The organism is Streptomyces sp. NPDC003327, from assembly GCF_053589515.1.
The window spans coordinates 15,200-33,239 of the sequence record NZ_JBSFSA010000039.1 but is presented as its reverse complement, the minus strand read 5'-3'; the positions used below and the strand labels follow the sequence as shown (position 1 = coordinate 33,239).

The following is an 18,040-nucleotide window of genomic DNA, read 5'->3' as shown; positions in this document are numbered from 1 at the left end:
GGGCTCAGCCGATGGAAGAGAATCGTTCGATGCCGACGTACGACCAGCTGACCGAATGGGCCGGCCTGGGGCATGTCACACGAGCCGGACAGGACGTTGTGGCCGGCTGGCGGATCCCTGGCTCCATGAAGGCACAGCTCGTCGAGGTGGGCGTCCCGGTAGCCCCGCGCCTCATTGAACGAGTCGTGATGCAGAGCGAGGCTGATCCGGTCCTGCTCACGTCCCGGGGTCCGCTCTACCGTCTCACCGAGCAGGCGGACCCCGATGATCAGGCCGAGCGGTCATCGTTCGGCGTCGAGCCGGAGACCGGGGCGATCTACTTCGTCATGCCGAACGGGGAGGCATGGTTCGCCAACTCGGGTGTCGACGTGTGGCTCGACGTCCTTCACCGCTACGGCAGTCGCGTCACCGCCTCTGGGCTTCTCAGCGAGCCGGACGGCCCCGAGGAGTACCTCTCTGAAGAGGAGGAAGAGCGGGCCTTTGCCGAGCTGAACCGGCTGGCCGAGGAGCTGAAGGAGATCGATCCGGCGGCCTTCAACGGCTACGAGGGGTTTCTCTGGCCAGGGCTCCTGGACCGCTGGCTCTACTGAGCTCGGCCGACAGATCCAGGGCCCGTAGGCCCGAGCCGTGCAGGGATGCCAGGCCAGCGACTGGCATGATCTTCATGTGGGGGCTGTGGTCACGGCGTCAGAGCCGTCATGGATAGCGCCGTACTCCGGTCTTACCCCGAAGCAGTTCGGGAAACTGATCACCATGCTGCGGCGTGGAGGCCCGCCCCTTGCTTGCAGGGGCCGTCCATGGAGCCTGCCGCTGGAAGACCGGGTGTTGCTGGTTGCCGCGTACTGGCGGACCAACCTGACCTTGCGGCAGTTGGCCCCCTTGTTCGGGATCTCGAAGTCGGCCGCAGGCCGGATCGTGAGCCAGCTCGGCCCCTTGCTCGCACTGCGCCCACGCAGCCGCTTCCGCAGAGACACAGTGCTGATCGTGGATGGCACCCTGGTGCCGACACGGGACCACAGCGTGGCGGAGCAGTCCAAGAACTACCGCTACTCGACCAACCACCAGGTCGTCATCGACGCCGACTCACGCCTTGTTGTCTCCGTCGGCCGGCCGGTGCCCGGCAACCGCAACGACTGCAAGGCGTGGGAACTGTCCGGCGCCAAGGACTCGGTCGGCAACACCACCGTGATTGCCGACGGCGGCTACCGCGGCACCGGCCTGATCATCCCGCACCGCCGAAAACCCGGCCAGACCGAGCTATCGGCCTGGAAGGAGGCCCACAACACCTCCCATCGCAAGGTCCGTGCCCGAGTCGAGCACACTTTCGCTCGCATGAAAACCTGGAAGATCCTCCGCGACTGTCGTCTGAAAGGCGACGGCGTCCACCACGCCATGCTCGGCATCGCCCGCCTTCACAACCTTGCCCTGACCGGATAGCGGATCTATGCCTACAGGACCGCGTCTGCGACCGCGTTTGGGATCTCAGTGCGCACTGCTGGCGTGGTGGGAAATCCGGTTGACCCAATGTGGATGATGAAGGCGTGATCTCCAAGGAGCGTGCCGTCGAACGGGTGGAGTCGTTGCTGGCAACCATGCAGCTGGCACACGAGCTGGTCGTCCACGAGGTGAAGGAACACGCGTTGGGCTGGCTCGTCTTCTGGAACTCGGCGGAGTACGCCCGCACCCGCGATCTGCGCGATCGCCTCGTCGGCGGCGGCCCCTACCTGGTGGACCGGTACGACGGGAGCGTCCACCACATTCCTGTCACCACGTGGGTGGGCGAGGGCTGGGAGGAGCTCTACCTCCGGCAGATCAAGGGAGTGCGGGCGCACGACCCCCTGGCCGCCTCCGTGCTCGCGCTGATGAACTCCGCCGGGACGGTGGCCGCCATGCATCACCTCCGCAAGCAGGCTCCGCGCTTGAGCCTGCAGGAGGCGAGGACCTACGTCATGGCCGTCCGAAACGGAGCCGAGCCGCCACACGAACTGGCGGACCTCACCAGGGAAGAAGAGGTCTGCCCACCTCTGGCGATCGAAACAGTGGCCGGCCCGGACCGCCTGCAGTCCCCTTGTGAGGGCGAGTCCCAGATCGTGTGGGTACGGCAGACCTCAAACGCAGCCCGAGATTACTTGCGGGACAACCCTTAGATCCGTCATGCACGGAACAACGAACGATCGCACCAAAGGAAACGACGTCTAAGTGAGGCGACCGATCTGCCCCCGCTCCGGTTGATCCGCTTGTGAGGCAGGACCGAGCCGACTGGTCAAATCGTGCTCCCTGTCCCTGCCCCGCATCGTGCCCCCGCCCTCGGGCGGGGGCACAGTCATGTTTTCGGCGTGGCCCCACGCGCTGAGTTGCCGAGGGGGACAGGAGCTTCCGGGCGAAGAAAGTCGGCTGCCCACCCAAACATTTAGCGGCTGCCCCCACATAACTAAGCCGTAGGCAGGCAGGGTGGCGCGGGGCTAGCCCTAGTCGCTTTCCAGGCCGCATTCAAGCTTTTCGGACCAGTAAAACAGCAGGTCAGGGCAGTGAATGCGGCCTTTCGCTGTCTCACGCTGTCGGCACTTGCGCCGCTAACCCCGCCCCCCTGTTGTGTACGCCCTGCGCCACGTCGGTCCTGTGGGGCAGTGGCTTCTCCAGCCGGATACCCAGCCGCCGACCGGCCGATCAGCCCACCGGGCCATCGACTCCCTAACTGCTTTCGAAGTGAGTTGCGCGCCTTGGGCCTTCCAACATCCGGTTGTCCGCTTCCGAGCCCGCGACGCAAGGAATGCAGACCTGCTCATCTACCCGTCCGCGTGCGCCGTCCCGCGCACACCGACCCGAAGGAGACCCTCATGTCCTCGTCCCAGACCTCCACGCCTGTCCCGCCGCATGACCAGGACCCGGAGCCTTCCCGCCCGGTGCTCCTCCACCGCCTTGTAACCGCCGCGCTCGGCCTGTTCTTCGTCGCCTACGTCCTGCACGAGCACCCGGCCGTGCGGGAGACGGCATCCGCCGTAGCCACTGTGGCCGTCGCCGGTATCGCGGCACTTGTCTACCTGCGCCGCCGATGACCCTGTGCCGGGGGGACGGGGAAGGTCGTCCTGGCACAGGAGCACTCACAGAAGGCCCCATTCCAAAAATCTGGAATGAGACCGTCGCGTCCCCCATCTCCGCCTCGCGAGCTGGCCGCTGGGCAGCACGGCCCCGAGTAGTGGGCCGGCATCCTCAAGCGCCGCGGCTTCACCGCTGTTGACGTCCGGGTGCTGCCGAACCCGGATCCGGCCGCTCTCGGCACGCTCCTCGTCACCGCCCAGGCCGCACACTGACCCACCTGTACGACCGCGGGGGCTGGCGGAGCGTCGCCGCCACGACCGGCCATCTAGCAATTCCTAAGAAGTGACCTTAAGAGTCTAGAGATTTTTCCTACATTTCCATAGAGTTGTAGGTGTGAACCCACTTGAGGATGACCTGGAGCAAGTGAGGATCGAGCTGGCTGCGGCCGAGCTCGAAGCTCAGCGACTCAAGGCTCACATCGCAGCTCTGCGGGCCAAGGAGGCGACGCTGGAGGAGCTGATCGTCAAGGCTCCGGAGCTGAACGTCCAGGGGATGACGAAGGCGGAAGCCATCGTCGCTGCCCTCGCCCAGTCCGCCGACCCTATGACTCTGGGGCAGATCGCGGACGCCGTGACCACGGCGGGTTCGATCCTGAAGCCGGACGGTGCCTCCGTGTATCTCGATGGGCTCCTGAAGGCGGGGAAGGTTGTGCGCGTAAAACGCGGCCTCTATCGAGCCGTGCAATAGACGCGCTCCCGCTGACGACAGTAGGCACTCGCAGGCACCCGAAGGGCGCGGCCTCCCATCTGGGATGCCGCGCCCTTCGGCATGCGCCCGCGAGGAGTGGACGGTAAGGGAGCTGGCCGGGTACGAGGCCGCCGTGGGGAAGCCGCGCTGTCGACTCCCTCCATGAGTAAGAGGGTTGCGGGGCTAAGGCCGGCCCCCTCCACCATGCGACCGTCCGACTCCGTGCCCGAGACGCAAGGGGCGGAGACCTGCTCATCTACTACCCGTCCCGTGCGCAGTCCCGCGCGCCATCGAGCTAGGAGACCGCTGTGTCCTCGTCCCAGACCCCCACGTCCGTCCCGCCGCGTGACCGGGAGCCGGAACCGCCCCGCCCGACCTACCACCACATCGCGACCGCCGGGCTCTTCCTCCTCTTCACGGCCTACGTCATGCACGAGCACCCGGCCCTGCGGGAGACCCTGGTGGCCGTGGGAACCGTGAGCGGAGCCGTCATTGCTGGCCTTGCCTACCTGCGCCGCCGATGACGAGCAACCGGCCGGCCCGCGTGCCGGAACGACAGCGGCGCGGCACGCCGCCCTGAGCGCCGGAGGCCGCACAGGCCTCGTTCCAGGATTCTGGAATGGCCACCGTCGCTCCGTCTCCGCTTCGCGCGCCTATGTGCTCGCGGGTGCGGGGCCGGATCCGAGTCGGCGGCGTCCCGGCACGGCTGCGTGCTCGGGATGATCGGCGACGAGTCGGGACCGCGGCGTGGGGGCGCCTAACTGATCGTTTCAGAATGAAGCGCTTGGCCAGAGAGTTGCGCGCTGCGATGATGCGAACTCGACTGAGCGGTGGGGGGCGGGGATGCCAGATGACGCGGTGGCAGCTCGTACAGGGGGACATCCTGGTTGGTGAGGTCAGTGAGTACGGCTGTGATCAACCGTTCTTCCTGGCGCGTTTCACCCCGGGACCTGGCTGGGAGGGCGTGAGGCCGTTGTTCGAGGCATTGGCGACCTACAGGGGCCCGGACCCGGATGGGCTCAGGTTCGTCGCCCTGGCCAAGCCGTTGCAGGATTTGGGGCTCACGCTGGCTCCGGTTGACGGCCAGCAGACTCCGCTGCAGCTCTTCAAGGACTGCGTGGTGCGTATCTATGGGGCTGAAGCTCGCCTCCGCTACTGACCGAGCGATTGGCCGTCCGTTGGAGTCAGCGCAGGCATATGAGGCTGCAGGCCAGGTAGAGCAGGCCCTGGTGGATGTCGGCGCGTCGTTCGTAGCGGGTGCGGAGTCGTTTGAACTGGTGCAGCCAGGCGAAGGCGCGCTCGACCACCCAGCGCACCTTGCCCAGTCCGGAGCCGTGGGCGACGCCGCGTCGGGCGATCAGGGGTTTGATGCCGCGCTTCCACAGCAGGCGGCGGTATTTGTCGAAATCGTAGCCCCGATCGGCATACACGCGCCGGGACTTGCGGCGTGGACGTCCCCGCCGGCCCCGGATCGGCGGGGACGGCGTCGAGCAGCGGCAAGAGCTGGGTGACGTCATGGCGGTTGCCGCCGGTGAGGGTGACGGCAAGCGGGGTTCCGTGCCGGTCGACGATCAAATGGTGCTTGGAACCGGGGCGAGCGCGATCGACGGGCGAGGGGCCGACGTGATCCCCCCTTTGAGGGCCCGGACATGTGATCCGTCCACGGAGCAGTCGTCCAGGTCCAGCAAGTCGGCGCGGCGCAGTTCGGTCAGCAGGGCGGCGTGCAGGCGGGGCCAGACGCCAGCCTCGGTCCAGTCCCGCATCCGGCGCCAGGCCGTCACACCGGAGCAGCCCACCGTCTCCACCGGGACATCCCGCCAGGCAACGCCGGTCCGCAGGACGTACATGATGCCCGCGAGGGCCGCCCGGTCCGGAATACGAAGCCGACCGGGATGCCGGCGGCGCCGTTGGAGAGGTGGTGGCAGCAGCGGGGCCACACGCTCCCACAGGTCGTCAGGAACAAGATCAGCACACACCCGGACACCCTGCCGACCAAGATCGTCGAACACAAGACCCGCAGCTCAACTTATTCCGAAACGATCAGTAAGAGGGCTGCGGGGACGTCCGCGTCACAAGCCCAAGCGCCTGTTCGCCGATCGCGGCTACGACTTCGACAAGTACCGACGGCTTCTGCGGGACCGTGGCGTCAAGCCTCACATCGCCAGACGCTGCACCGCTCACGGCTCCGGCCTGGGACGCACGAGGTGGGTTGTCGAGCGTACCTTCGCTTGGCTCCATCAGTTCAAACGCCTGCGGATCCGCTACGAACACCGCGCTGATCTGCACCAGGGGCTTGTGCAACTCGCGTGCTGCATCATCTGCCTTCGCCGCCTGTCCAAGGGACACCACAGCACCTCGCCTACCGAAGGAGAAACCCCTCAATGACCGCTGCCCAGCCATTCACCCGTATCAAGATGCGCGTCGCCGCAGCCCTGTTTAACGGGGAAGAGATTGCCCTGATCCACCGCACCAAGGACGGCCAGGACCAGTACACCCTGCCAGGCGGCAACGTCGAACCCGGCGAACCCATCCGTCAGGCCCTCGCGCGCGAACTCGACGAAGAACTGGGCCTGGACCTCACAGATGCGACCGGTGTCCCGCATCTGACCTGGATCCAGGACGCCATGGTCACCCGCCCCGGACCCACCCCGCCCCGCAAACTCCACCTAGTCTTCCGCCTCCACATCGACAACTCCACCCGTGCTCGCTTGCGCACCGTCGAACACGACGACACCGCTGGCGCCGGCCACCTCACCTGGAGCCACTACAAGGACACGGCTGGCAAGGCATTGTTTCCACCAGTTCCGCTCGCCGAGCTCGCTACTCCCACCGCACCGCTCGACGCTGCCCTGGCCCTCCTGCCGACCCTCAACGACGCCAACTACCGCTGGGTCTGACCTGCCGTGGACCACGACGGAGTCCGTCCCAACGATGTCTTTGTGAAACCATCAATGAGCTTCTTCAGCGGCCACTCCAGAGGGTGAACGTCTCTGACGAGTCGACCAGCCTCTGATCTGCGGTCGCACTCGGCTTCCACAGATCAGGCCGTCACCCAATCGGTGACCACTTTGAAGATCCTTAATAAGGCGTCTTGGGGCCGGTTCTCAGGAGGCGACGGGTGGTGCCCGTCTCGTGATCCTCCCACTTTGTGCAGTTGACGCACTGCACACAGGGCTGAGGCCCCTGCGGTGCAGGGGCCTCAGCCAGTGTCTTAGCGGCGAGTCTGGATCCACAGAATGATCAGGGACACGGCACCGCTCCCGAGCTGGGTGCCTGCGCCGTACAGAATGCCGGTGTGGACGCTGTGTCCATGGTTTCTGATGTATCTCCGCAGGCGAGACCACCTGCCGTCATACGACTTGTCCACCGAGCTGCTAGTTCTGATGGGTGTGCTGTTGTTAGGCTTATCCACGCGAGTCCTTTCATGGTCTGTCGAGACGTAGCTAGGGCAGCGCACGCAGGGGCCCACTCGACCAGTGGCCTAGGAAACCGGGTCGAGACAGGGCCCTTTGCGCTGCCGGTGATTCTACGTGCCGTCAGGGGCGTCGCCCCGGGTCTCGCCAGCAGCAAGTGCCTTTCGTACGTGGGGATTGCGCGCAGAGCGCGCAGTCGGGCTACACCCTCGATACGCGTTGAAGCACTTTCCCTACCCGTGACCCCGGATTACTCGGGTTTCCTCCGACCCCATAGCCTACTGAGTGATCTTGGTCACATGCCCCCTCGTTGGTGTGTCGCTACCGACCATTACGAAGCCCTCTCGTCTGGCCTGCGCTCCAGGACATGCCCCGCCGCTGACGGCCCCTGTCACCGGTTTGCTGGGCAAGTGTTTTCGGCTTTCTGCATAGGGTCAGCAACGTCACCAGAAGGGGGAAGACGTGATCGACGTCGCAGCTCCATGGGAGGCCGTGGACCTCTCCAGCTATGCGCTGCCCGGAGGCGGCACGCTGCTCGCGGCGCTCGCGCTCACCGCCTACGCGATGCAGGGCAAGAGCAAGGCCGGGAGCCGCTCGAACGAGGAGCTGAACGCCGCGATCGAGAGGACGGTGGGCGGCTTCTTCCGGGGGATCGGCCGGTACGTCGCCGGCCGGGACCTTGCGGGGGAGCCGCGCAGCACGGCGACGTGGTGGCGTTCGGGGGTCCTGGTGGACGACGGCGGCGCCTCCGTAGAAGACGTCGCCGCCATTCCCGCCCCCCGCGCGCCTGCGGTCCCGCTCGCGAAGCCCGCCGCCGGAGCCAGCCCCGCCGTGCGGCGGGCCGCGCTGCTGCCCTTCCGGGTCGTGGCGAGCATGGGCGGCGCTCTCGCAGCGTGGTCCCGCTGGCCGCGTGCGGCCCGCTCCCTTGTACGGCTCGCGCCGCTGCCCGTTGCGTGGGGACTGTGGCGCCATCCCGAGGCGACTCAGCTCGCGCTGATCGGCGCGGCCGTCGTGGTGCTGCTGGTTGCCCTCGCCGGGCCTGGCGGGCTTTCGTGGTGGGTCCCGCGGACGCCTACCGATGACGAGACGCTCGGGCCAGCGGTGTGGGCGGGTGCGAGGCAGGTCCTCCGACTTGACGAAAAAACGCCCCGTGGGAAATGGCTTCGAATCGACCCTGACCTTTCCGCGGAGGGGGCCAGGATCGTCCTGCGCCTCCCCCTGGAGTGGATGGGCGGCAAGGAGGCCATGAACGCGTTGCAGCACGTCGTGGACACCCGAATCCCAGGGGAATGGGTGGCGCAGTGGGAACGCTCTGGGGCGAGTCAGTACGTCCAGTGGACGCGGAAACCGAAGCCCGTCGAAAAGCCGGTCCTTCCGGACTATGTGGAGTGGAAGTCCACAGGAAACAGGTACGAGGTATTTGTGGGGCAGGCGATCGAGGGTGATCGCATTGTGGATGTGATGGTCCACACGCAGAGCGCAACGCCGCATTGGGGCGTGGGCGGGGACACCGGCTCGGGTAAGTCTACGGTTCTCTACATTCCGATCGTGCATGGTCGCCAGCATGGCGAACTCATCGACATCCTCGACACGAAGCAGAACAGTCTGATTGAAGCCGAAGGACAGTCTGGCGTCCGGGTGCACAAGACCGTTCGGTCGTGCGTCGCGGCCTTCGCCGAATTCATGGTTTCGATGATGGCGGCCGAGGCCGCCCTCGGAAAGAACGCGGCACCGGGCGCTCGCGCTCAGCTCATCCCGCGCACCCTGGTCATCGACGAGTTGCCGACCCTGATCAAAATGGCGTACACGTGGTGGCGCTACGGACTGAAAGGAAAGGGCGTCCCGCCCTTCCTCGACTGGTTCTCCATCATCCTCCTTCAGGGGCGTTCGTCAGATCACCGCATCGTGGTCGGCACCCAGCAGTTCGCCAACAGTTTCTTCGGCGGCACCATGGAGCGATCTCAGATCGGCACCAAGATCGTCGTCGGCCTTCAGGACCGGATTTCATGGGGCGTCGCATTCGGGCAGGCCACCCCGGTCATCCAGTACGACGCGACGGTAAAAGGCCGGGGTGCTTTCGCGGACAAGAGGCAGGCCCCGGACGGGGAGCACCTGTACGTGCGGGAATTCCAGCCCGCATTCATCACCCCGCGTGTTCCGCAGCTGCTCGCGGCATGCCCGCCGGCCCCGAAGTGGTTCGACGCCGGGGAGCGGGCCCCATGGATCACGGACGACGTCCTGAAGGAAGCGGACCTGGTGGCCGCGGTCGGCGCCTTCCTGCCCGGCGGGGCGGTCGGCCCTCCGGCACCGAGCGCAGTCACACCCGCCGCAGGGACGGGGGGAGCGCCGCATCCGAGCAGCTCAGCGGCTGTGACTGGCAGCCAAGTGACTGCGGATGTGACTGGCGCGGCGCCTGCGGGCGAGGCAGCCGAGGACGCGGCTCTCCCGGCGACCTACTCCCTGGCGGAGGCCTGCGCCGCCGGCATCGTTCCGTGGAAGCACGCCACCGCACGGCAGTACAAAAAGCGCTCCGAGGAGCGGGGGATTGATTTTCCCGAGGGGGTGACGGACGGCCGTACCACCTACTACACGGAAGAAGAGCTGAAAGACTGGGTCGCTCGCTGGCAGGCGAGTGTCGCCCGCACCTGAAATAGCGAGAGGGAGAAGCGGAAGCAGAGCCCCGAATATTGTGCGCCAGGCAATGCGCCCTTTCGGAAGTGGCAGGCGGAAGTAACCTCCGTCCTCGGCTCGTCACGCCCGTAGCTCATTCGCTGGGTTCCTTCCCGGCCGGATGCTGGAGGGTGCACCCTCTTCGCCGGAGGCGGAATATCTTCGCAGGGTGAAGCGCCGTCACCTGGTGTGCTCGCAATGATGCATTAGTCCGAGGATAAGAGGTGCATCCGCCGGCATTACCAGTCCTGTCCGGCGTCGTTGTTCGGATTGTGGCCGCCGTGCCTGATGTGACCCAGAAGGAAAATTCAGGTGCAGTATCGTTCACAGTCAGATCCGGAGACGCAAGAGACTTCCGAATCGCTTCTTCGTTCTTTTAGGAGAGACTGGTAAAGGTGGTGGACTAGTGTCCGGGCGGGTTCTCAGCCACGCTCGGAACGCTCAAGGGTCTTTGCTCGCAGGTGAAGGGCGCGCGCCGCGGTACCGTTCTGCCGAAGACCGGCGGCCAGGCAAGGCCTTTTAGCGCGGGCCAGTTGTATTCCCAAGAAACGGCCCCGAGTCCCCCCCCGGCGGAAGGTGAGCCGAAAAAGATGTTCCGGCGTGGGGGCCGTTTGAGCCCCGCCCCGCACTGGATTTTCTGCGGGAGCACCTCGCCGCTCCGACTCATCGGGCATGAGGTGCGGAATCCCCTTTCCGCGACGACGTTCCCTAACGAGTGATCCGCGTATCCGTACCGGTCCCCGTGTCCGGTCGTTGTGCTGCATGAGCCCGCACTGTCGTGCGTGCCGCCGCAGGTCTCCGGTCCGAATACCTGTACTCAGGACAGCCGGGATCGCCGGGTCGCGGGGGCGCGGCAATGGCCGCACCGGAGCAAGTGCGGTCCTTACCAACTGCTTTGACCGTGTATCAAGAGCGGGTCTAGGGTCGATGATCCGGACGTATACCTATGGGGGGTTTCAGGGAATGCCGCTTGGACCGACTGCCCGGCGTGTGCTCGGACTCCCGGATGCGGCGGACTGGGACGAGCGGAAGAAGCGCCGCGAGAAGAAGACCCCGCAGGCGTTACCGCACCAGCACGTGAACCCGTGGGAGACAGCGGCGCAGCAGCTCCGGGAGCAGCGCACCGCCCCCGCCTCACTCGCCTCTGCACCTCGTACCGCGGCGGCCCAGGAGCCGGCCGCGCCGTGGGTCACCGTGGAGGAGCGCTCCGGGTCGGCCTTCGCCCGCCGCTTCGGCCGCGGCGTGCTGTGGACCCTCGTTGCCGCGTTCGCGCTGCTCGGCGCGAAGAGTGTGCTGATCCCGAAGAAGACGCCCGCTCCCGTGCAGTCCACCGCCCCGGTCCAGGCCGGCCCCACCTATCCGGACAACGAAGCCCAGGCCGTCGCCTCCCGCTTCGCCCGTTCCTATCTGTCATGGGATGAGAAGGATCCCGAGGCCCGTGCCGCCGCTCTCGCGGCGGTCCTGCCGGACAGCGCCGACACGAAGATGGGCTGGGACGGCAAGGGGCGGCAGGACGTTCTGGCAGTGGAGCCGGGCGCGGTTACCGCGACCGCCCAGAAGCAGGCCCGCGTGCGGGTCGACGTCCTGGTGCGCCCCGCCGCGGCCACGCCGCCCAAGCCTGGCGCCGCCCCTGCCCCGACCCTCCCGGCCCACTGGATCGGCCTTGACGTTCCCGTCGTCCAGGCCGGCGGCCGGATCATCGTCACGGGCCCGCCCGGCATGGTCGGCATCCCCGCCGCCGGACCGACCGCGCCCACCCTCGCAGGGCCCGAGGCGGACTCCGCCTTCAGCGAGCAGACCAGCGAAACGGTCACGAAGTTCTTCACCGCGTACGCCGCCGGCGACACCGAGGCCGTCACCGCCCCCGGCGCCTCTGTTCCCCCGCTTCCGTCCGGCGTCTCGCTGGTCGGCGTGACGTCCTGGACCGCCGACAAGGGCAGCGGCACGGACCGCACCGGAACCGCCCGCGTCACCTGGCAGATCGCCGGCGCCCAGCTCGACCAGACGTACCGCGTCGAGTTGACGCGGGTCGCCTCCCAGGACGCGCAGCGCTGGCAAGTCGCCGCCGTCCACGGCGGCACGGCCTAGCACCCCCCTCCGCCCCCGCTCACCGCTCTTTCCTGAAGGGGATCCCCTTGATGCACCACGACGTCGTGACGCTCGCTGCCCTGACCGACGGCAGCGCGCTGAGCTCCTGGGTCCTGCTCGTCGCAGGAAACCTGCTGGCCGCGCTCATCGGCATCCGCGCCTTCAAGCACTTCGTGAAGGAGGACTGGGGCGCGATGATCACGATGGTCATCGCGGCGATCTTCGTCGCCGGTTTCGTATGGTTCCCCAGCGAGATGCGCACGCTGCTGGGTGACCTGTGGGACAAGGTCCGGGAAGCCTGACATGCGCACCGGCACCACCTACACCCGCCACTTCGACATCGAGACCCGCCAACACGAACTCCTCGGCCTGGACCTCGGGGAAGGCGCGCCACGCCGAGCCCTGGTCATGGGCCTCGTCCTCTACATCGTCTGGACCGGCGGACTGCTGCTGCTCTTCGGGCTGCCGTCACAGGTGAGTTTCACCCTGTACTTCCTGCCGCCACTGCTGGTCGCCGTCATCGGCACGCAGCGCAGCCGGAAGAGCGACCGGCGCTGGAACATCACCTACTGGGCCCTCGGAGTGCGCTACTTGACCCTCGGGCACCGGCCGATCGTGTGCGGTGGCCGCCGGGCCGCTGCCCGTGTCGAGTGGATCCCGCGTCGTGCCCGATGGGGCACCAAGGGCGACGCACTGCGCCGGGAGTCGGTGCGGCGCCGCCGTGAGTACGAGATGGACACCGAGTCGCCGGTCATCGTGGCCGGCGCTCCGATCACGCTGGAGGCCCGGCCCCGGTTGTACGGGCCGGATGCGGTCTACCGGGCCCGGCAGCGCGGCGGACGCAAGAGCACAGGGGGCACGGCATCGTGAAGCTGGTTGAGCGGATCTCGAACTTCCTCGGGGTGGGCGGCGACCGCGGCGCCCCCGCCCCCCACTACGTTGCCCTCGCCGACGGACTTGTGGTCACCACCACCCACGCGGAGGCGTGGTTCACCCTGTCCAGCAGTAATACCGACCTCATGTCGGAGGCCGCGCGGGATGCGGAGCTGGACGAGGCCGCGGCCGCGCTCGCGAAGACCCTCGCAGGCAGCGACGTGCACCTGAAAGTCCTCTGGTCGCCGCTGAACGCGTCCGACTACATGGACGAGGCCGCAGGGCTCTTCACCTCCGGTAACTGGGCTGAGTGGGCCGCCATGCGGGTGGAGCGGCTCGACCACATCTCTCTGCCCTCCCGCCACCTCCTCATGGGCGTACGGATCACTGAGCGCACCGGGCAGGCCGCCGCCGTCAGCCGGCGCGGCATCGCCGAAGGCCTCGGCGTGGCCTCGACCGCGGTCAGCACCCGGGAACTCGCCCGGCTGGACGCGATGATGCGACGTCTCGGCCGCCGCCTGGAGGCCACGCCCTGGCGCGCACAGCCGGCCGCCGTGGAGCTCCTGGCGTGGATGGTCGCCCGCGAGCAGCACCGCACCACCGCCCTGCCCTCCCCGAACGCCGGGCTGATCTCCGGGGCGAAGCTCGCCGCACTGACCCGCGGCCGGGTGCTGCCCTACCCCGATCATCTGCGGGTCGTGGACGCGACCGGTCAGACCGCCGCATGGGTCGCCCTCCTGACCATGTCCGGCTTCCCGGAAAAAATGGAGTCGCCCGGCTCCGGCGAGTGGCTGCGTGCCCTGTCCGAGATCACCTACGTGCCGGACATCGACGACAGCGACCTCGATGACGACGTCGATCCGGCGAGCCTGATACTGCCCGTCTCCCCAGAAGCCTCGCTGCGCTTCCGCGTCATGCCCAAGCGTGACGCGATGCGAAAAGCGGACGAGGCCCGCCGCCTTGCCAAGGAGCAGAGGCGCTCGGCCGCTCAGCACTCGGCCGAGGACCCCGGCCGCGCCGTGGAGGAGACCGAGGGTGTCATGGCCGGCCTCGTCCGCGACATGGGCCGCGAGGACGTGACCCTGGTGGAGGACCACCCCCGGCTGATCGTCACCAGCACCACATCGCTGGACGACCTGCGCGCCCGCGTCGACGCCGTCGTAACTTTCTACGGCGGCCTCGGCATCGAAGTCGGTGTCGGCGAGGAGGAGCAGCGGGAGCTGTGGCTCGAAGCGCAGGCGGGTGACCAGCTGCGGGTACCCGACATGGGCCACGTACGAGACGTGACCGCGCTCGCCGGTTCCTGGTGGTGGGGCGGGGCCAAGGTCGGCGACGACGAGGGGCCCGTTGTCGGCTACCTCACCGGCTCAACCCCCGGCCTCTACCGCAACGACCTGACCATCGGCAGCGAGAAGGGCGACGCGACCACCACGGCCCTGATCGGCCGCTCCGGCCGCGGCAAGACCACCGCCATGATGCTGTCCCTGCTGGACGCCGCCTTCCGCGGGGCGTTCGTTCTCGCGCTCGACTTCAAGGGCGACCTCGGCGGCCTCGCCGCGGCCGGCAAGCGCTACGGCCTCAACGCCCACCTGATCGAGACCGGCCCCCGCTTCTCCGGAGTCGCGGACCTGTTCCGGCTGCTCGACAAAGAAGGAGCCGAGCGGGCACAGATCGAGGTCCCCGCCCAGCTTGGCATCGCGATGCCCCCGCACCTGCGCGCCCGCGGCGCGGAGACACCCGTACAGCACGCCGTGAACCAAGTGATCGCCCAGGGCTCCCCGGCCACGTGGAAGGTGATCGACTTCCTGCGGCACTCGACGGATCCGCTCGCGCGGGAGACCGGCGAGGCCCTCTACGAGCTGAGCCAGACCGCGATCGGCGCCCCGTTCATGGGCCGCCCAGCCGAAAGCGCCCCGCCCCTGACCCCCGAACCGGGCATCTGGGTGGTGCAGATTCCCGGGCTGTCCCTGCCCGGCACCGCGGACGACCGCGAGGACTGGAACGTGCTGCAGCGCATGTCGGTGGCGCTCATGCACTCGATGCTGGCGTACGGCATCACCACCGCCGGCCGCAAGGACCTGCGAGGCCTGCGCAAGGTGGTCGCCGTACCGGAAGTCCACGTGCTGACCGCGACCAAGGAAGGCGCCGCCTTCCTGGAGTACATCGCCCGAGTGGGCCGGGCGTTGTCCACGGCCCTCGTCCTGGACACCCAGGACCCGCAGTCCCTCTCGGCTCTCGTCGGCGTCGTCGAGCAGCTCACCACGGTGGTGGGCTTCCAGCTCACCAACTCCGTCCAGCAGGACGCACTCGCCGAAATGCTCAACCTCCCCGCGGGCCGGCACACCCGGGACCTGATCCAGTCCATCGGTCTCAACCCTGACGGAGAGGTCCGCCACGGGCACGCGATCATCCGCGACCGCCGGTTCAACTCCGCGACCGCCCAATGGGACATCCCGACCGTGGAGCTCATGGAACTGCTGGACACCACCCCCCGGGCCGACCCGCTCGACGACGACCCCGCGTCCGCCCCGCAGCCTGAGGAGGCCACCGCATGAAGCGCCGCCACACCGCCCCCGCCTTACTGCTCGCCGCCGGCCTCGCCCTCACCGGCTGCGGCGAGAGCGCCGACGACGCGAAGCAGGACGACCCGGCCGCCGCCGCACTCGCCGTCGCCCGCGACTACCAGAGCGCCGCCCTCGCCCGGGACTGGCGCCGGGCGTGCGAGCTGAGCACAACCCGACTGCGCCGCGGCACGGTCGAGGAATGCGCCGCCCGCCACACCCGCCCCACCCCCACGGCCACCGCGACCGCATCGGCATCCCCCACCGCGACGTCCGACCCGCCCACCTACGCGGACGGCTCCACCATGAAGCCGCTCCCCAAGCCGACCAGCACCGGACCGGAGCGCGCATCCACCGGCCCGGTCACCCCGGCCGGCGAGCCCATCCAGGTCCCGGCCACCGCGGATCACCCCGCCGGGTACGGCGTGATGCTCACCTACACCGTGACGTGGCCCAGCGAGACCAGCACCGCCCGCAAGGCCCTGCGCGTCGTCCAGGAAAGCGGCACATGGCGCGTTGACCAGCGCGAGGACGTACAGGACAGCGACATGGCACACGGCGACCCGATCCGCGACGCACTCGCCTGGGGGTAGAAAGATGACCGTGCGCCTGCCGCGCCTGCCGCGCCTGCGGACCCTGGCCATCCCGGCCATGCTCGCCCTGACGACCGTTGTGGTGGCCGCCGGGCACGCCCATGCCGAAGCGATCGACCCAGTCGGCATCGGCGATCTTCTGCCTTCCCCCGAGACCAACATCCCTGACGGGCAAGGGACCCTCTACGAGGAGTACGGCAGCTCGAGCGTGTGGCTGCTGGACACCAACTACGGGGTCTACGACGTCATGGATCCCATTCTGGAGACGATCGCGGACGTCTGCATGGCCCTGATCACGGTCATCGGAATCGGCGTCATCGTGATCGTCCAGTGGATCTTCCAGCTCACCTCCCTGCCCGAGCTGCAGAACGCGCTCGCTGGCATGATCGGCGGCACCGCCAAGGGGCTGTCCACCACGCTCCTGCCAGCCGCACTCGCCGTCGGCGCGCTGGTGGCCTTCGCGAAGCAGCGCGAAAGCGGAGGCGGCGGCGGTCTGTCTCAACTCGCATGGGTGGCCGTCTCCGGAGTGGTCTCCATCTCACTGCTGACCACCCCGCAAGTGTGGGTGGACGGAGTGGACACCACCCGGCAGGTAGGCGCGAGCGTTGCCCTGCAAGCGACGGCCGGCGGCATCTCGCAGGGCAATCAGGAGTACCCGTTCAAGCTCGGGCACGAGCCCACCTACACCGGCACCGGCCGGGACGACATGATCCGCAAAAGCAGTGACGCCATCTGGCGCTCCTACGTCGCCGCCCCATGGTGCCTGGCTGAGTTCGGGTCGTTCGAAGTCTGCGAGAAAATCGGCAAACAGGTACTTGACCTGGGCGATTCGCGAGAAGACCGCAAGGAATGGCTGGAGGACAACGCCGGCGACGAAGACATCGGCCGCGCATCCAAGAGGTGGCACCAGGGGCACAATCCCCTGGGACGGATCGCGATCACCGTGCCTGCCCTGGCGGTCCTGCTGCTCTTCGCAGTTCTGGTGATCCGGCTCGCGTTCACCTCCCTCGCCTCCCTGATCGGGGCTCTCATGCTCCTGATCGCCGGCACCCTCTTCGCGTGCCTGTGGGTGATCCCCGGCAGAACTCGCCAATGGGGCCTGCGCTGGTTCGATCAGCTCATCGGTCTCACCTTGCAATCCTTCATCTCCACACTGACGCTCGGCAGTGTTCTGGTCGTCCAGGTCGCCATCACGCGGATGTTCGGCGTCTACGGGTGGGCTCCGTCCGTCGGCCTGTCGATCGCCGCCGCCATCATGGCCATCAAGTTCAACAAGATCCTTGAAAGCATCCTGGGCGTGAGCGCCGGCGGCGCGTCCTCCCCGTTCGGCGCGGTGCTCGGCATGCTGACCACGCGCAGCCTCACCCGAGCCATGAGCCGCGGGAGCAGCTCCACCCAGACCAAGAAGGCCGCCCCCAGCCGCGGAAGCGGATCCGCCGGCGGCGATGGCGGCGGCCGCGGGGGTGGTGGCGGCGGAGACGACGGCCCCGGCACAGGTCCCGGCGGCGGGACGGCAGGCGCTACTGCCAGGCGGGCGCCCTACCGCCGTCCCACGCCGGTTCCCTCCGGTGCGACGGACAGCGACCACATCGGACGTGCCGCCAAAGAGATCGCCCAGGGCGGATCACCGTCCTCCATCCCCTACGACCGGCCCAGTAAGACCCCGACGCCGGTGCGGGGCCCCGGCCCCCTTCCGCTGCGGATGGCTGCTCGCACCGCCAAAGCCGCATCGTCCGACGAAGCAACCCCGGAAAACGCGACCGCAGCGGCCGTCTCCACGACCGTCTCGGCAGTGTCGTTCCGGCAGGCGCCAGCGCCGGACGCCCCCGGCCCCCGGGCGATCGAAGCCCGCGTACCCCGCACCAGCACGCCTCCGACTCCCACACCACCAGCTCCGGCCGGCCCGCGCGGCCAGCAGCGCGCCACGCAGCCACCGCCGCCCGTGCGCCGTACGGCTCCGGCCCGGCGCCCCACGCCGTCCCGGCCCGCACCCCGCCGTACGAGCGGCGGCACTCGCCGGGCTGACGTCCCTGCGCAGCGAGAGGGCTAGAGCGCC

The 18,040-nt window shown here is 68.1% G+C and carries 15 protein-coding genes and 2 pseudogenes; 16 read left to right on the top strand and 1 reads right to left on the bottom strand.

Annotation, left to right across the window (positions count from 1 at the left end):
• Positions 1-29 precede the first annotated feature (29 nt).
• From ACWDVG_RS24830 to ACWDVG_RS24800, 7 genes are all read left to right on the top strand, one after another.
• Positions 30-590, top strand: coding sequence for an SUKH-4 family immunity protein (locus ACWDVG_RS24830; protein WP_451701968.1), 561 nt, complete (start codon positions 30-32; stop codon positions 588-590).
• Between the two features lie 76 nt (positions 591-666).
• The gene (locus tag ACWDVG_RS24825) at positions 667-1,437 is read left to right on the top strand and encodes a transposase (RefSeq protein ID WP_451701966.1); all 771 of its coding nucleotides are present in this window, start codon (positions 667-669) and stop codon (positions 1,435-1,437) included.
• Between the two features lie 104 nt (positions 1,438-1,541).
• A complete protein-coding gene (locus tag ACWDVG_RS24820; RefSeq protein ID WP_451701964.1) occupies positions 1,542-2,147 on the top strand; it encodes a YrhB domain-containing protein in 606 nt (201 codons plus the stop codon).
• A gap of 690 nt (positions 2,148-2,837) precedes the next feature.
• Positions 2,838-3,056, top strand: a complete 219-nt coding sequence (locus ACWDVG_RS24815; RefSeq protein WP_451701962.1) for a hypothetical protein — start codon at positions 2,838-2,840, stop codon at positions 3,054-3,056.
• A 376-nt stretch (positions 3,057-3,432) separates the two neighbouring features.
• On the top strand, positions 3,433-3,786 hold the full coding sequence (locus ACWDVG_RS24810) for a hypothetical protein (protein ID WP_451701961.1): 354 nt from the start codon (positions 3,433-3,435) through the stop codon (positions 3,784-3,786).
• 308 nt (positions 3,787-4,094) lie between these two features.
• Positions 4,095-4,310, top strand: coding sequence for a hypothetical protein (locus tag ACWDVG_RS24805; protein ID WP_451701959.1), 216 nt, complete (start codon positions 4,095-4,097; stop codon positions 4,308-4,310).
• A gap of 326 nt (positions 4,311-4,636) precedes the next feature.
• Positions 4,637-4,945: a hypothetical protein gene (locus ACWDVG_RS24800; RefSeq protein WP_451701958.1), complete on the top strand. Its 309-nt coding sequence runs from the start codon at positions 4,637-4,639 to the stop codon at positions 4,943-4,945.
• A 25-nt stretch (positions 4,946-4,970) separates the two neighbouring features.
• Here ACWDVG_RS24800 and ACWDVG_RS24795 read toward each other — a convergent pair.
• Positions 4,971-5,762, bottom strand: a pseudogene (locus ACWDVG_RS24795) (IS5 family transposase).
• A 67-nt stretch (positions 5,763-5,829) separates the two neighbouring features.
• On the opposite strand from ACWDVG_RS24795, the pseudogene ACWDVG_RS24790 reads away from it, so the two are divergent.
• The 9 genes and pseudogenes from ACWDVG_RS24790 to ACWDVG_RS24750 form a co-directional block, all read left to right on the top strand.
• Positions 5,830-6,171, top strand: a pseudogene (locus ACWDVG_RS24790) (transposase); the annotation flags it as partial.
• Entirely contained in the window at positions 6,168-6,683 is a 516-nt protein-coding gene (locus ACWDVG_RS24785; protein ID WP_451701956.1) for an NUDIX hydrolase, read from the top strand. The pseudogene ACWDVG_RS24790 and the gene ACWDVG_RS24785, both read left to right, overlap by 4 nt.
• A 978-nt stretch (positions 6,684-7,661) precedes the next feature.
• Positions 7,662-9,848, top strand: coding sequence for a hypothetical protein (locus ACWDVG_RS24780; RefSeq protein ID WP_451701954.1), 2,187 nt, complete (start codon positions 7,662-7,664; stop codon positions 9,846-9,848).
• Between the two features lie 1,011 nt (positions 9,849-10,859).
• Positions 10,860-11,957, top strand: coding sequence for a conjugal transfer protein (locus tag ACWDVG_RS24775; RefSeq protein ID WP_451701951.1), 1,098 nt, complete (start codon positions 10,860-10,862; stop codon positions 11,955-11,957).
• A gap of 50 nt (positions 11,958-12,007) precedes the next feature.
• Positions 12,008-12,259 carry a hypothetical protein gene (locus ACWDVG_RS24770; RefSeq protein ID WP_451701949.1) on the top strand — a complete coding sequence of 84 codons (252 nt, stop codon included), beginning with the start codon at positions 12,008-12,010 and terminating at the stop codon, positions 12,257-12,259.
• 1 nt (position 12,260) lies between these two features.
• Positions 12,261-12,827, top strand: a complete 567-nt coding sequence (locus ACWDVG_RS24765; RefSeq protein ID WP_451701948.1) for a hypothetical protein — start codon at positions 12,261-12,263, stop codon at positions 12,825-12,827.
• Entirely contained in the window at positions 12,824-15,385 is a 2,562-nt protein-coding gene (locus ACWDVG_RS24760; protein WP_451701947.1) for an ATP-binding protein, read from the top strand. The genes ACWDVG_RS24765 and ACWDVG_RS24760 overlap by 4 nt, the downstream gene beginning before the upstream one ends.
• On the top strand, positions 15,382-15,984 hold the full coding sequence (locus tag ACWDVG_RS24755) for a hypothetical protein (RefSeq protein WP_451701946.1): 603 nt from the start codon (positions 15,382-15,384) through the stop codon (positions 15,982-15,984). The genes ACWDVG_RS24760 and ACWDVG_RS24755 overlap by 4 nt, the downstream gene beginning before the upstream one ends.
• Positions 15,985-15,988: 4 nt before the next feature.
• A complete protein-coding gene (locus ACWDVG_RS24750) occupies positions 15,989-18,034 on the top strand; it encodes a hypothetical protein (protein ID WP_451701945.1) in 2,046 nt (681 codons plus the stop codon).
• Positions 18,035-18,040 lie beyond the last annotated feature (6 nt).

Excerpts from the sequence above, each read along its gene's own strand:
- ACWDVG_RS24830 (WP_451701968.1), top strand. The coding sequence starts at position 30 with ATGCCGACGTACGACCAGCTGACCGAATGGGCCGGCCTGGGGCATGTC.
- ACWDVG_RS24815 (WP_451701962.1), top strand. The coding sequence starts at position 2,838 with ATGTCCTCGTCCCAGACCTCCACGCCTGTCCCGCCGCATGACCAGGAC.
- ACWDVG_RS24800 (WP_451701958.1), top strand. The coding sequence starts at position 4,637 with ATGACGCGGTGGCAGCTCGTACAGGGGGACATCCTGGTTGGTGAGGTC.
- ACWDVG_RS24785 (WP_451701956.1), top strand. The coding sequence starts at position 6,168 with ATGACCGCTGCCCAGCCATTCACCCGTATCAAGATGCGCGTCGCCGCA.
- ACWDVG_RS24770 (WP_451701949.1), top strand. The coding sequence starts at position 12,008 with ATGCACCACGACGTCGTGACGCTCGCTGCCCTGACCGACGGCAGCGCG.
- ACWDVG_RS24765 (WP_451701948.1), top strand. The coding sequence starts at position 12,261 with ATGCGCACCGGCACCACCTACACCCGCCACTTCGACATCGAGACCCGC.
- ACWDVG_RS24755 (WP_451701946.1), top strand. The coding sequence starts at position 15,382 with ATGAAGCGCCGCCACACCGCCCCCGCCTTACTGCTCGCCGCCGGCCTC.
- ACWDVG_RS24750 (WP_451701945.1), top strand. The coding sequence starts at position 15,989 with ATGACCGTGCGCCTGCCGCGCCTGCCGCGCCTGCGGACCCTGGCCATC.